Below are 12,418 nucleotides of genomic sequence, written 5' to 3' on the forward strand. Positions count from 1 at the left end.
CCCTCTCTCTCTCTCTCTCTCTCTCTCTCTCTCTCTCTCTCTCTCTCTCTCTCTCTCTCTCTCTCTCTCTCTCTCTCTCTCTCTCTCTCTCTCTCTCTCTCGCCAATGACATCCCGCCCATCGCGGCGCTGGTACTGATGCGCTCGCCGCTTTTTCTCGATGCGGAACTGGTCGATTTCGTCGCCCTTGGCGATCCCGACATGCAGATGGCGATTGCCCGGCGACCGTCGGTTTCGGCAACCGTGTCGGCCTCGCTTGCGCAGGCGGGTGGGCTCGATGCCTACCTTGAGCTTCTCGCAAACCCGGCCGCAACGCGGGAACGGGGCATGCTGGAGCGGCTGGTGGAACGCTTCGGCGAAAGCGCGGAGTTGAGGTGCGCGTTGATGACGCGTGCGGGCGTTCCTCTGGCGGTCAAGCAGAAGCTGGTGGCGCAACTGGCGGAAAATCTGTGCAAGGTGCCGACCGTCGGGACGGGGCTCAAGGCGGAGCGTGCCCGCGCCATGCGGGGGGAGGCGCGCGACCGGATCACCGTCGCCATGGCACAGGGCGCGGATGACCAGGACATGCGCAGTCTGGTCGAGTACTTGCGCGGCAGCGCGCAGCTGACGCCAACCTTGTTGCTGCGCGGTCTGTGCACCGGAAATCTCGGCCTGTTCGTCGTTGCAATGGCGGATCTTTGCGAGATGCCGCCCGAGCGTGTCGAAATCGTTCTGGCGAGCGGATGGAATTCGAGCCTTCGGGCCCTGTTCAAGCGGGCGGGCCTGCCACCCAAGCTTCATTCCGCCTTCGAGGCGGCGGTTCTCGGCCATCGGGAGATCGTGGCTGCCGGCGAGCCCTTGTCCGGGTTTGCCTTCACGCGCCTCATGATCGAGACGGTGCTTGCCGATAACGAACCGGAAGAAGGCTTCGACGACGGGCTAGACTCGTTGCGGCGGCTGCTGCGGCGCGTTGAAGCGGAGGTCGCACGCGAAGCCGCGCGCCTGTTCGTGCGTCAAACGAGCCTACCTGCCGCCTGAATTTACCACCGCCTGAACCTGAACGCGGGGATAAAGGTCCCGCAACGTTCGAGGTTGGCGCAATATTCACGACAAACCCGATGAATGAGAGCCCTTACTGAGGTGCGGGTCGCGTTGTTCTGCCTGCTTGTCCAAAAGACGGAGGAGATGCATGCTCGCGATTAACACAGCAAAGGGCTCGTATATCGGGAGGAGCGCAAAGTGACCGGTCATGTCATGGCAATCGACCAGGGGACCACATCTACCCGGGCGATGGTCTTCTACCCGGGCTATGGTCTTCGGTGAAAAGGTGCGGATGAAGGGTGTCGCGCAAATGGAGTTTGCGCAAAGCTATCCTCATCCGGGCTGGGTCGAGCACGAGCCGGAAGATCTTTGGGCGACGGTCATCTCCACCTGCCGAAGGGCCATGGCATCGACGGGCGTGGAAGCCGGGGACATCGCTTCCATCGGCATCTCCAATCAGCGCGAGACGACGGTGGTCTGGGATCGTCGCACCGGGCGGGCGGTGACGCCCGCGATCGTGTGGCAGGACCGGTGCACCGCTGCGACCTGTCAGGCCCTTCGCGAGGCGGGGCATGAAGACCTGGTGAGTTCGTGCACCTGGCTGCTGCTTGATCCGTATTTCTCCGCCTCCAAGATCGCGTGGATCCTCGACAATACGGACGGTGCGCGGCAGGCGGCCGAAGAAGGGCGTCTGGCCTTTGGTACGGTCGATTGCTTCCTCTTGTGGCGGTTGACCGATGGTAGGATCCATGCAACCGATGCCACGAATGCGAGCCGGACGGCGCTTTACAACATCCATGAAGGCCGTTGGGACGAGGAGCTGCTCAATCTCTTCCGCGTGCCCGTTTCGATGCTGCCGGAAGTGCGCAACAGTGCGGACGATTATGGCATGACGGATCCGGATCTGTTCGGCGGCACCATCGCGGTGTGCGGGATCGCGGGCGATCAGCAGGCGGCCACCGTTGGGCAGGCGTGCTTCGAGCCGGGGATGGTAAAGTCGACCTACGGCACCGGGTGTTTCGCCGTGCTCAATACGGGAAGCGTACCGGTGGTGTCGCAGAACTGGCTGCTGACCACGGTTGCCTACCAGTTCGACGGCAAGTCCGCCTATGCGCTGGAAGGGGCGATCTTCGTCGCCGGGGTAGCCGTTCAATGGCTGCACGACGGATTGCGCATTCTGGAGGATGCCTCGCAGTCGGGTGATCTGGCGGCGGTCGCGGGTGCGGATCAGGACGTTTATATGGTGCCCGCCTTCGTCGGGCTCGGCGCACCCTATTGGGATGCGGAATGCCGCGGCGCGATCTTCGGGCTGACGCGGGGAACCGCACGGCCGGAACTGGCGCGTGCGGCGCTGGAGTCGGTCTGTTTCCAGACAAACGATCTGATCGATGCGATGCGTGCGGACTGGAGCGCGGCCGGGCACGATGGCACCGAAGCCAGCGCTCCGGTTCTGCGTGTCGACGGCAGCATGGTTGCCTCCGACTGGACCATGCAGAGGCTTGCCGACGTGCTCGATGCCCCCGTCGACCGACCGCATATGCGCGAGACGACCGTGCAGGGCGCGGCCTATCTGGCCGGGTTCGGAGCCGGGCTCTATCCCGATCCGGCGGCATTTGCTGAGAGCTGGGCGCTTGAGCGCCGGTTCACGCCCACGATGGAAGAGGCCGTGCGTGCGCACAAGGTGGCGGGCTGGCGCGACGCGGTGTCGCGCACCCTGTCGCGCGGGGTTTAGGTCTCCGGCATCTTCGTATTCATAAAACCGCATGTTTCCGTCGATGACCGCGCCCGGGCAGGTGTTCACTGCCCGGGCGCGATGCGTATTGCGTCACCGATATGTGATGTGGAGGGGCTTGTCGCCGTATTTGTCGCAAGGGATGGTGCGGGACTATTGCGTAAGGGAGAAGATCAATGCGAATTCGTACGGTACTTCTTTTCGGTGGGGTGGGCATTGTTGCATTCACCGCCGCGGTTTTCGCACAGGATGATCCGATCAAGCAGTGTCAGGATCGGATGAAAGCCATCGGCGATTCCATGAAAATTCTCGGCGGCATGGCCAAGGGGACCAATCCCTACGACGCGGATGCGGCCAAGGCGGCGCTGGCGCGGATCAATGAAAGCATCGACGGCTTCACCGCTCTTTTCCCGAAGGGACCGAGACCGGCGGCGATACGGCGGCCTCTCTGGAAATCTGGAAAGACAACGATGAATTCGTCGAGGATGCGGAAGCTTTGAAGACCGTGTCGACGGATCTCATGTCCGAGATTGGAGGCGGGATCGATTCCCTGCGCGGGGCGATGGGCAAGATTGGCGGCACCTGCAAGGATTGCCACGAGGATTTCCATCTGAAGAAGGACTGATCCGATCAATCTCGGAGCGCTCAAGCGGCCGGGCTCTGCGCCCGCAGGTCGCTTGAGCGCGCCATCTTGCGAAGGGAGGGGGGTATGCGCGCGTTCGTACGGTTGGTGGTCGTTCTGGCGGTTTTGGGCGGGGCCGTCTTCTACTGGCTGACGATGCCGGAGCGCATCTATCCTTCCACCGTGCCCGCTCATGTGGTGGATCTGGCCAATGGCGAGCGCATGTTCTGGGCAGGCGGGTGCGGATCCTGTCATGCGGTGGCAAAGGCATCGGGTGACGAGAAGCTTAAGCTTGGCGGCAGACAGGAACTTGTGACGCCGTTCGGCACCTTTCGTGTGCCCAACATCTCCCCCGATATCGCGACCGGGATCGGCGGCTGGTCCAACGCGGATTTCATCACCGCCATGGTGAAGGGCGTCTCGCCGGGCGAGCGCCATTACTACCCGGCCTTTCCCTATACTTCCCATCAGCACATGACCCGGGAAGATCTCATCGACCTGAAGGGCTTTCTCGATACGTTTCCGGCGGTGGTGAACAAGGTCGGTCCGCACGATCTGGCCTTCCCCTTCAATATCCGCCGAGGGCTGGGATTGTGGAAGCTGCTTTATCTCGATGGCAAGACCTTCACGCCCGATCCGGCGGCGTCCGATGCGGTGAACCGTGGGGCCTATCTGGTCAACGGGCCGGGCCATTCATTGCGGAGAATGCCACACACCGCGGACTTTATCGGCGGGCCGCGCATGTATCGGTTCCTGGCGGGAGGACCTGCTCCTGAAGGCGAGGGCGTCGTTCCGAACTTGACGCCGGACAAGAACGGGCTGGGCTCCTGGAGCGAGGCCGATATCGCCTATGCGCTGGAGACCGGGTTCACGCCCGATTACGACACGCTCGGCGGCTCTATGACCTCGGTGCAGGAAAACATGGTGCATCTGCCTGCCGAAGATTGGGCCGCGATCGCCGCCTATCTGAAGTCGATCCCGCCGATTGCAACGGCGAGCGGGAAGTAGGTGAGGGGTGAGGGGGCTGGTTGCGCATTGCGAGGAATGGCTTGCCTCACCCTCCGACTGTCATCCCCGCGCAGGCGGGGATTCAGCATTCCAGAGGCGTGTGCGGCTCGTGTGTCTTAAGGCTGATTCTGTGGTTACTGGATCCCCGCCTGCGCGGGGATGACAAGCCGTCCATATGATTGATTTCACAGCAAGAGATCGCTGGAAAGCCCGATCTCCCTTCAACCCGGAAGTCCCTATTGCGCGACCTGTTTTTCGATCCAGTCGCAGAAGCTGCGTGAGCCGCCGGAGGTGTGCAGCACCAGAAGAGCCGGCTCGTCGTAGGGGTGGTATTCCCCGATCGTGGCCATCACTTCCTCGGCGCGCGATTGCATCGTCTTGGCGATGAAGACGATCTCGTTCTCCTCCTCCACCTTGTCGGCCCAGGTGTAGATCGAGCGCATGCCGGGAATCATGTTCACGCAGGCCGCAAGCTTCTTGCGCACTAACACGCCGGCTGCGGCGCGGGCGGAGGCGGTGTTGGGGAAGGTGGAATAGACAAGGACGGGGGCATCGTCGGCCATGGCGGTCTCCTGTGGATCCTGTCGTGTTGCAGACCGTTTCTGTCGCTGCGGCACGAGCGATCGCCTTTTGATTTGGCACCCTGCATAACAGATATTCCTTTGCCTCGCCCGGCCGGTTCTGGCTAAAGGAAAGACATGTGACTTGCGTGCAGTGCGCCGTTCGCACAGGGCCAGACAGGATCGTGACATGACCAGCCCTCGGGGCGACTCGATAGAAAAGCTTGCCTTCGTCTCCAGCCGGACGCCGGAGGCGCGGGCAGCTCGCGATCATCTTGCAGGCTTGTACGGCAACGTGCCAGCGGAAGAGGTTGACGTGATCGTCGCACTCGGCGGTGACGGGCTGATGCTGGAGACGATGCACCGCTTCATGAATGCTAAGAAGCCGATCTACGGCATGAACCGTGGATCCGTTGGTTTTCTGATGAACGAATACGGCGAGGACGGTCTGCTGGAACGCCTGCGCAAGGCGACGGCGACAACCATTCATCCCCTGCTGATGGAGACCGTGGATATCGATGGTGAGGTCTTTCGGGCCCGGGCGATCAACGAGGTCTCGATGCTGCGCCAGACCTATCAGGCGGCGAAGCTGAAGGTGATGGTGGATTCGCGGGTGTGGCTGGAGGAACTGATCTGCGACGGGATCCTCGTGGCGACGCCTGCCGGATCGACCGCCTACAACCTGTCGGCGCACGGGCCTCTGCTGCCGATCTATGCTCCGCTTCTGGCGCTGACGCCGATCAGTTCGTTTCGTCCACGGCGCTGGCGCGGCGCGCTTCTGCCGAACCGCTCCAAGGTCTTCATCGAAGTGCTGGAACCCGACAAGCGTCCGGTGAGTGCGGCCGCCGACCATATCGAAATCCGCAACGTGCGTAGCGTTTCGGTTTCGCAGGACTGGGAATCGGAAAGTCTGATCATGTTCGATCCCGATCACGGCTGGGATGAACGCATTCTCTCCGAGATGTTCCGTTATTGACGGCGCCGGGTCATTTTACAAACGCTTCGTTAACGAAACTGGGCCACACTCCCGGTCCGGACGTTACGGACAGTCAGTATTCGCGAGGATACGACATCAGCTTACGGCAGACCTCAGTGCCGCGAAGGATTGCGAGATGAACGACCGCGCCGCCGACGGTGACTTCGAGATCATCACACCGCCGGTCAATCTACGTTCCAAGGTACGTCAGCTCGGTGCCCGCGAGGCGGCGAATTTCGATCCCGTCGCAGCGGCTGAAGCTGCGCTCGCCAAGCTGTCCACGATTTTCAATTCCTGGATGGATCTTGAAACGGAAGATCTGCTCAAGTCCTGGGTCGACATCCACGCAAACGGCCTGAACGAAGAACGGCGCGACACGCTTTTCCGCCATTTCCACGACATCAAGGGACAGGCCGCCACGCTGGGCTTTCCGCTGGCGGGCCGGGTCGCCGACAGCCTCTGCCATCTCCTCGATACGGTCACCGACGTCAAGCTGGTGCCCGAACAGCTGATCGAGCAGCACGTCCAGGCAAATCCGCGCCATGGTGGCAGAAGACGTTCGCGACGAGGACGATCAGGTCGCGACCGCGCTCGTCAAGCAGCTCGCCGATGTGACGGACGATTTCATCGCCACCGTTCAGCAGGATATGCCGTCGGATGTCGACGATGAATGTCGGATGTCGACGACGAATAGAGACGTCCGCTTCGTTCTTGCCGCGTCTTTTTCTCTGCCATTTTCCCCTCAGTCCAAAGTGCGTCTGAAGCGCGTCACGGCGATGGTCATGGTGATCAGCGTCAGGATCGTCAGCATCGTGGCCGGATGGGCAACGTCGGAGAGGTCCGATCCCTTCAGCATGATGCTGCGTACGATGCGCAGGTAATGGGTCAGCGGCAGCGCCTCGCCTACCCATTGCGCCCAGACCGGCATGCCCGCGAAGGGGAACATGAAGCCCGACAGCAGGATGTTGGGCAGGAAGAACATGAAGCTCATCTGGATCGCCTTAAGCTGGTTCTGCGCCAGTGTGGAGAAGGTGTAGCCGATCGACAGATTGGTGGTGATGAAGAGCATGGAAAGCGCGGAGAGTAGGAGCAGGTTCCCTTCCACCGGAACATCGAAGATCAGATACCCGGCGATGAAGATCAGGGCTGTCTGCAGAAACCCGACCAGCACATAGGGCGCGATCTTGCCGAGCATCACCTCCAGCTGGCGGATCGGCATGGAGAGCAGGTTCTCCATGGTGCCGTGCTCGATCTCGCGGGTGACGGAGAGCGCGGTAAAGATCAGCATGGTCATGGTGATGATGGTGCCGAGAATGCCCGGCACGATGTTGAGCCGGGTGACGGTTGCCGGATTGTAGCGTCGGTGCTGGCGGATCTCGAAGGAAGCGGACGATGCGCTCGCGGGCAGCCCATGAAGCCCGGACAAACTTGCGAGACGACGCCGTTCAGTGCGCCGAGCGCCGTGCCCGATGCACCGGATCGGTGGCGTCGGCGGCGAGCAGCAGGGCCGGTGTCTCGCCCTGCCGCAGGGCGCGCTCGAAACCGGCGGGGATTTCCACGGCAAACTGCACCGTTCCTGCGCGCAGCCAGTCATCGACCTGGGCCTCGGTTTCGGCGATCCGCGTGATGCGGAAATAGGACGTGTTCTTCAGCGCGGCGACGATGGCGCGCGAGACGTCGGTGTTTTCTTGGGACAGGACCACCGTCGGCAGGTTCTTGGGCTGGGTGTTGATGGCGAAACCGAAGAGCAGAAACTGCATCAACGGGATAAAGATCATTGTCGCGAAGGTCACCCGATCGCGGCGCAGTTGCAGGAATTCCTTGATGAACATCGCCCAGAAGTGGCCGAACCCAGCCAGGCGGGGGCGGTGTCGTGCGGCGGCTTGATCCGGCGAAGGCTTTGCTGTCATCGGAAATTGTCCTGCGAACGGCTCATCAGATCGATGAAGACATCTTCCAGCGTTGCCTTGGAGGCGGTCCAGGTGAAGCGGGCGTCGTCGCGATAAGGCGCGATGACGCGCTCCAGAGCCGCGTGGTCGCGCCCGGCGACGTGCAGGGGGAGCCGAAGGGTGCGACCATGTCGACCCCGTCGGCGGCAAGCAGCTTGTTGGCGAGACCGTGCAGGCTGTCGCCGGAGACCGTCCATGTCTCAAGGTTTGCCGAGGCGATGACGTCCTGCACTGTGCCGTGGGCCAAAAGCGAGCCGTAGGCGATATAGGCGATCTCGTGACAGCGTTCCGCCTCGTCCATGTAGTGGGTGGAGACCAGCACCGTCAGCCCGTCGGCGGCAAAGCCGTGGATCTCGTTCCAGAAGTCGCGGCGCGCCTTGGGATCGACGCCGGCGGTCGGCTCGTAGAGCAGCAACAGATCGGGGGAGGGCAGAATGCAGGCCCCCCAGCGACAGGCGTTGTTTCCAGGCGCCCGACAGGGCTCCGGCAAGCTGCTCCTTGCGCCCCTTGAGCGCACCCAGTCGCTCGATCGCTTCGCCAGCCTTCTGCTGGGGGTGGGACAAGCCGTAGAGGTGCGCCACGAATTCCAGGTTCTTGCGGATCGAAAGATCCTCGTAGAGCGAAAAGCGCTGCGTCATGTAGCCGACGCGCGGCTTGATCAGGTCGCTCTGGGTGCGAATGTCGTAGCCAAGGCACGTGCCGTGGCCGGTATCGGGGGGCAGCAACCCGCACAACATGCGGATGGTCGTGGTCTTGCCCGAACCGTTGGGCCCCAGAAATCCATAGATCTGACCGCGCTCCACATGCATGGAGAGGTCCTTGACGACGGTCTTGTCGCCGAAGGATTTCGTCAGTCCCTCGACCTCGATGGCGATTTCCGGGGCGTCGTTAATGACGGCACCACGGGGCTGAAACCGGGGCTCACGATCCTGCCTCCCTGCTCACGGTGACAGGTTGGCCGACGCGCAAGGCCTCGGGATGATCGGGGACGGCTTCGATGCGGAAGACGAGCTTGGCGCGTTCTTCCAGCGAATAGATGACCGGAGGCGTGTATTCGGCCTCCTGGGCGAGGCAGTCGATTGTGGCGGTCGTCACCTTGCATCCATCGCAGGAGACGGCGACCTTGTCGCCCACATGCAGGCTCGGCAGTTCGGCTTCGGGAACGAAGAAGCGGACCTTTATGACCTTCGGCGGCAGAAGCGCCACCACCGGGGTTCCGGCGCTGACGACCTCGCCGGGGCGATAATAGACTTCCTGAATGGTGCCGGATGCGGGGGCGTCGACGACGTGCTTTCTGGCCTGAGTTCGCAGTTCTGCGAGCTTCGCCTCAGCCTCTGCAAGGTTTTCGCGTGCCTGTTCCACGGCGGGGTTGCGGGCGGGCAGCCGGGCGACGGAAATCTGGTGGCGGACCTGTTTCAGTTCGGCCGTGTTGCGGTCGAAGGCGGCGCGGGCGGCATCGAGTCCCGAGGTCGCCGCGGTGCCCTTCGCGGTCAGGGTCTTGGCGCGTTCGAATTCGAGCTTTGATTCCTCAAGCGCGGTTTTTGCCGCTTTTTCCTGAGCGAGCAGGACATCGATTTCCTGCGCTCTCTGCCGCGGGGCTTCGGCCTCGCTCAGCCCGGCGCTGACCTGAGCTTGCGCGACATCATCCTCCACGGTGAAGAGCGAGGCGCCCGCCTCGACATGGTCACCGCGCTTCAGCGCAAGCGCGATCAATCGGCCGGTGACTTCCGGGCCGATGAACAGGCTGTCAGCCTCGACCCAACCTTGCCAGTCGGTTTGGTCGTCCCGGGGGCTGGAGGTAAACCAGTAATACCCGCCGCCGATGGCGAACCCGAGAATCACGAGGAGAAGGACGATGCGTTTCATGAGGCGCCACCGGTTTCTTCGCAGGTCGGGTTTGTGGGCTTTGGGGCGGATATCAGCAACTCGCGATAGGTGGAGAGCATGCCCTCCATGTCGAGGTGCTGCTGATCTTCAAATAGCGCATCCCAGATCACGCCGGTCAGCAGTGGGGCCATGACGAGTTGCGGAAACCGGGCGAGGGCGTTGCTGGTCAGTTCGCCGCTTTCAAAGCCGCGCTGTCCGATCCGAGAGATAAGCTCCAGAGCGTTGCGGACGATGTCGCGATAGTAGAATTCGGTGATCGCGGGAAAGCGGGGGCCTTCCTGGATCAGCAGGCGGATGAGATATTTGCGGTGCGTCAGCAGGATCTGGTCGACGAAGATCATGTGCATGCGGCGCAGGATCACCTGCACCGGCAGATCGGGTAGGGAGGCGACGGCTTCCATCACGGCCAGCACCGGTTGAGCCGCCTCGCGCAGCAACTCCTCAAACAGCGTCTCCTTGTCGGAGAAGTAGAGGTAGATTGTACCCTTGGCGATGCCTGCGTGTTTGGCGACGTCTTCGAGACGGGTCTGGGCAAAGCCGTGTTCGGCAAAGAGATTGAAGGCCGCCTGCAGGATTTCATTGCGCCGGTCTGCGGTGTCGCGCCGCTTGCTCTTCTTGTGCGCTCCGGCAGCAGATTTCGAAGGCTGTTTCGAGCCGCTTGAAGCCTCCGGGGTTGCTCGTTCGGGGGCGGTGCCGGTGGAGCCGTGGTTCGGGGCGGAAGGCTTGCGAGACAAGGAAACGGTCCTCTTCGATATTCATGTGAACTTGTGGAACGCGGAAACGCCTGAACCTGCGCGGAGACTTGCAGCTTCGAGAGTTCCGAGGTGTCTACGTGGGGCCTCCGGATCACCGCATCAGGTTCAGCATCAGTTCTATGACTGACTGGCCAGTCAGACTGGCTAGCGCAATTGAAGTTAAGCTTCAAGGAATTATGACTGGCCGGTTAGTCAGTCGCGATGGGTGGTTAATGAACTTGGTGGGAAGGAAGAAGCTGCGGGGTGTGAAGGGCAGCGCATGTAAAGGGCAGCGCGAGCATGGTGATTGCGAAGAAGGGCAGCATGCCGATCACCCGCGTCCACGTTGCTCCGCCGAGCGATCCCATGTTCCAGAAGGTGAAGTCGCGCAGCTCCGTATCGGTGCTGTCGAAGACGATGAGCCCGATGATCGCCATGGCGAGGGCTGTGAAGGCGATACCGGCCAGCAGCATGGTGGCGACGGAGGTGCGCCCGGCCCGTGTGGCGACCGAATAGAGCAGGAAGGTCACCACCAGCGCGCCGATAAAGGCGGAGATGGGCAGAAGGTGCGCGCCGAGCCATGCGAGCAGCGCGAGCCCGGCGCCTGCGATGATGACTATCGAGGTGACGGCGGCCAGCGCCGCTCCGGCCGAAATGCCGATCAGGGCGGGATCGGCCAGAGGATTGCGGAAGAACCCTTGCATCATTGCCCCCGAAGTCGCCAGCCCCGCACCAACGAGGATGCCCATTGTGGTGCGCGGTAGGCGGATGTCGAACAGGATAACCCGATCGCGCAAAGTCGCCACGGTTTCCCAGCCGAGCGCCTGACCGACTGCCCGGAACGCCTCCTTCATTGAGATGTCCGTCGCACCGATCGTCGCGGAGGCGACGATTGCGGCGAGAAGCAGCAGGACCAGAAGCGGGATGGTCAACCGGCGGCGAAGCTCGCGCGTCGTCATCGTGCCCATATCGCGGTGGCTTTCTGTCGTTGCGATTGCCATTGATCGACCTGTGCTTGCGGATCAGTCGGTGAGGGGGCCAATGCGCCGGGCCAGTTCGCGGATCGAGGCGGCGGTGCGCGGGCCGAAGCCGAGCAGGGCCTGCCCGTCCATGGCGATGATCCGGTCGTTCTTGCCCGCGGGCGTCAGTTCGATGCCGGGTAGGGCGCGGATATCGTCGCTCGGGTCCATGCCGGGGCGCGTCATGGCGAGGACATAGTCGGGGGCAGCGGCGACCAATGCTTCCGTGTTGACGGGCTTGTAGTTCTCAAAAGAGGAGAAGACGTTCTGCCCGCCCGCCATTTCAATGACGGCATCGGCCGCGGTGTTCGCACCGGAGGCCAGCATGCGTCCGCTACCGACCGACAGCAGGAACAGAACGCGCGGATGGTCCTTCGCGCCAGCGACAGCTGCGCGCGTTGCCTCGAAGTCGGCGGTGATCTGATCCTTCAGCGCCTGTGCCTTTTCCGGGACGCCCAGCGCCTTGCCGACGACCCGCGACCTTTTCCAGAACGCTTGCGGCCGTGTGGGCTTCGGGCACTTCGATCATCGGGAAGGAGCTTGCCTTCAGTACCTGGACGGCGGGCGGTGGGCCGGAACCTTCGATGGCGAGGATCAGATCCGGGTTGAGCGCGAGGACGCCTTCGGCGGCGAGCTGGCGCATGTAGCCGACATTGGGCAGCTCCGTTGTCGGTTCCGGGTAGATGCTGGTGGTGTCGATCGCGACGATGCGGTCTTGCTCACCGAGCGCGTAGACGATTTCCGTGACGCCGCCGCCGATGGAGACGATGCGCGACGGGGTGTCGGCGGCATGGGCTCCGTCGGGCAGCGTGAGGCCCGCAGTGAGCGGGGCAAGGGCGAGGACGGCAAGGCCTGAGAGGACGCGGCGGCGGGGGAGAAAAGGGGCCATCATGTTCTCATTCTTGTTGGGAA

General features: G+C 62.6%; 12 protein-coding genes and 3 pseudogenes. 6 read left to right on the forward strand and 9 right to left on the reverse strand.

Annotated elements, in window-relative coordinates; genetic code table 11:
- From QNJ43_RS20190 to QNJ43_RS20205, 4 genes and pseudogenes are all read left to right on the forward strand, one after another.
- Positions 1–1,016, forward strand: a 1,016-nt coding sequence (locus QNJ43_RS20190; RefSeq protein WP_300472467.1) for a DUF2336 domain-containing protein, incomplete at its 5' end; no start/stop codon positions are given.
- Positions 1,017–1,232: 216 nt separating this feature from the next.
- A pseudogene (gene glpK / locus QNJ43_RS20195) lies at positions 1,233–2,751 on the forward strand (glycerol kinase GlpK).
- A 299-nt stretch (positions 2,752–3,050) separates the two neighbouring features.
- Positions 3,051–3,376 (forward strand): annotated as a pseudogene (locus QNJ43_RS20200) (cytochrome c).
- An 84-nt stretch (positions 3,377–3,460) separates the two neighbouring features.
- The gene (locus QNJ43_RS20205) at positions 3,461–4,381 is read left to right on the forward strand and encodes a cytochrome c (RefSeq protein WP_346433064.1); all 921 of its coding nucleotides are present in this window, start codon (positions 3,461–3,463) and stop codon (positions 4,379–4,381) included.
- 236 nt (positions 4,382–4,617) lie between these two features.
- Here QNJ43_RS20205 and cutA read toward each other — a convergent pair whose 3' ends face one another.
- Positions 4,618–4,944 (reverse strand): divalent-cation tolerance protein CutA, encoded by a 327-nt coding sequence (gene cutA, locus QNJ43_RS20210; RefSeq protein ID WP_300472470.1) that lies wholly within the window; start codon positions 4,942–4,944, stop codon positions 4,618–4,620.
- Positions 4,945–5,131: 187 nt separating this feature from the next.
- On the opposite strand from cutA, the gene QNJ43_RS20215 reads away from it, so the two are divergent.
- Both QNJ43_RS20215 and QNJ43_RS20220 read left to right on the forward strand, forming a co-directional pair.
- Positions 5,132–5,917 (forward strand): NAD kinase, encoded by a 786-nt coding sequence (locus tag QNJ43_RS20215; RefSeq protein ID WP_300472472.1) that lies wholly within the window; start codon positions 5,132–5,134, stop codon positions 5,915–5,917.
- Between the two features lie 136 nt (positions 5,918–6,053).
- Entirely contained in the window at positions 6,054–6,587 is a 534-nt protein-coding gene (locus QNJ43_RS20220) for an Hpt domain-containing protein (RefSeq protein WP_300472475.1), read from the forward strand.
- A 72-nt stretch (positions 6,588–6,659) separates the two neighbouring features.
- Here the strand turns inward: QNJ43_RS20220 and QNJ43_RS20225 are convergent, their stop codons facing one another.
- From QNJ43_RS20225 to QNJ43_RS20260, 8 genes and pseudogenes are all read right to left on the reverse strand, one after another.
- Positions 6,660–7,343, reverse strand: a complete 684-nt coding sequence (locus QNJ43_RS20225; RefSeq protein ID WP_300472476.1) for an ABC transporter permease — start codon at positions 7,341–7,343, stop codon at positions 6,660–6,662.
- A 19-nt stretch (positions 7,344–7,362) separates the two neighbouring features.
- Positions 7,363–7,827 carry an ABC transporter permease gene (locus QNJ43_RS20230; RefSeq protein WP_300472479.1) on the reverse strand — a complete coding sequence of 155 codons (465 nt, stop codon included), beginning with the start codon at positions 7,825–7,827 and terminating at the stop codon, positions 7,363–7,365.
- A pseudogene (locus QNJ43_RS20235) lies at positions 7,824–8,759 on the reverse strand (ABC transporter ATP-binding protein). Before QNJ43_RS20235 ends, QNJ43_RS20230 begins: the two are co-directional and overlap by 4 nt.
- Before the next feature lie 28 nt (positions 8,760–8,787).
- Positions 8,788–9,732 carry an HlyD family efflux transporter periplasmic adaptor subunit gene (locus QNJ43_RS20240; protein ID WP_300472481.1) on the reverse strand — a complete coding sequence of 315 codons (945 nt, stop codon included), beginning with the start codon at positions 9,730–9,732 and terminating at the stop codon, positions 8,788–8,790.
- Positions 9,729–10,487 (reverse strand): TetR/AcrR family transcriptional regulator, encoded by a 759-nt coding sequence (locus tag QNJ43_RS20245; protein WP_300472484.1) that lies wholly within the window; start codon positions 10,485–10,487, stop codon positions 9,729–9,731. Before QNJ43_RS20245 ends, QNJ43_RS20240 begins: the two co-directional genes overlap by 4 nt.
- A 230-nt stretch (positions 10,488–10,717) precedes the next feature.
- The gene (locus QNJ43_RS20250) at positions 10,718–11,488 is read right to left on the reverse strand and encodes an iron ABC transporter permease (RefSeq protein WP_300472486.1); all 771 of its coding nucleotides are present in this window, start codon (positions 11,486–11,488) and stop codon (positions 10,718–10,720) included.
- A gap of 21 nt (positions 11,489–11,509) precedes the next feature.
- Positions 11,510–11,938, reverse strand: a complete 429-nt coding sequence (locus tag QNJ43_RS20255) for an ABC transporter substrate-binding protein (protein ID WP_346433068.1) — start codon at positions 11,936–11,938, stop codon at positions 11,510–11,512.
- Complete coding sequence (locus QNJ43_RS20260) at positions 11,841–12,398, reverse strand: ABC transporter substrate-binding protein (RefSeq protein ID WP_300472488.1); 558 nt, start codon at positions 12,396–12,398, stop codon at positions 11,841–11,843. Before QNJ43_RS20260 ends, QNJ43_RS20255 begins: the two co-directional genes overlap by 98 nt.
- Between the last annotated feature and the right edge of the window lie 20 nt (positions 12,399–12,418).

This window comes from Breoghania sp. (assembly GCF_030066895.1).
Taxonomy (GTDB): Bacteria; Pseudomonadota; Alphaproteobacteria; order Rhizobiales; family Stappiaceae; genus Breoghania.

Excerpts from the sequence above, each read along its gene's own strand:
- QNJ43_RS20220 (WP_300472475.1), top strand. The coding sequence starts at position 6,054 with ATGAACGACCGCGCCGCCGACGGTGACTTCGAGATCATCACACCGCCG.
- QNJ43_RS20260 (WP_300472488.1), bottom strand. The coding sequence starts at position 12,398 with ATGATGGCCCCTTTTCTCCCCCGCCGCCGCGTCCTCTCAGGCCTTGCC.
- QNJ43_RS20230 (WP_300472479.1), bottom strand. The coding sequence starts at position 7,827 with ATGACAGCAAAGCCTTCGCCGGATCAAGCCGCCGCACGACACCGCCCC.
- cutA (WP_300472470.1), bottom strand. The coding sequence starts at position 4,944 with ATGGCCGACGATGCCCCCGTCCTTGTCTATTCCACCTTCCCCAACACC.
- QNJ43_RS20205 (WP_346433064.1), top strand. The coding sequence starts at position 3,461 with ATGCGCGCGTTCGTACGGTTGGTGGTCGTTCTGGCGGTTTTGGGCGGG.
- QNJ43_RS20215 (WP_300472472.1), top strand. The coding sequence starts at position 5,132 with ATGACCAGCCCTCGGGGCGACTCGATAGAAAAGCTTGCCTTCGTCTCC.
- QNJ43_RS20240 (WP_300472481.1), bottom strand. The coding sequence starts at position 9,732 with ATGAAACGCATCGTCCTTCTCCTCGTGATTCTCGGGTTCGCCATCGGC.
- QNJ43_RS20250 (WP_300472486.1), bottom strand. The coding sequence starts at position 11,488 with ATGGCAATCGCAACGACAGAAAGCCACCGCGATATGGGCACGATGACG.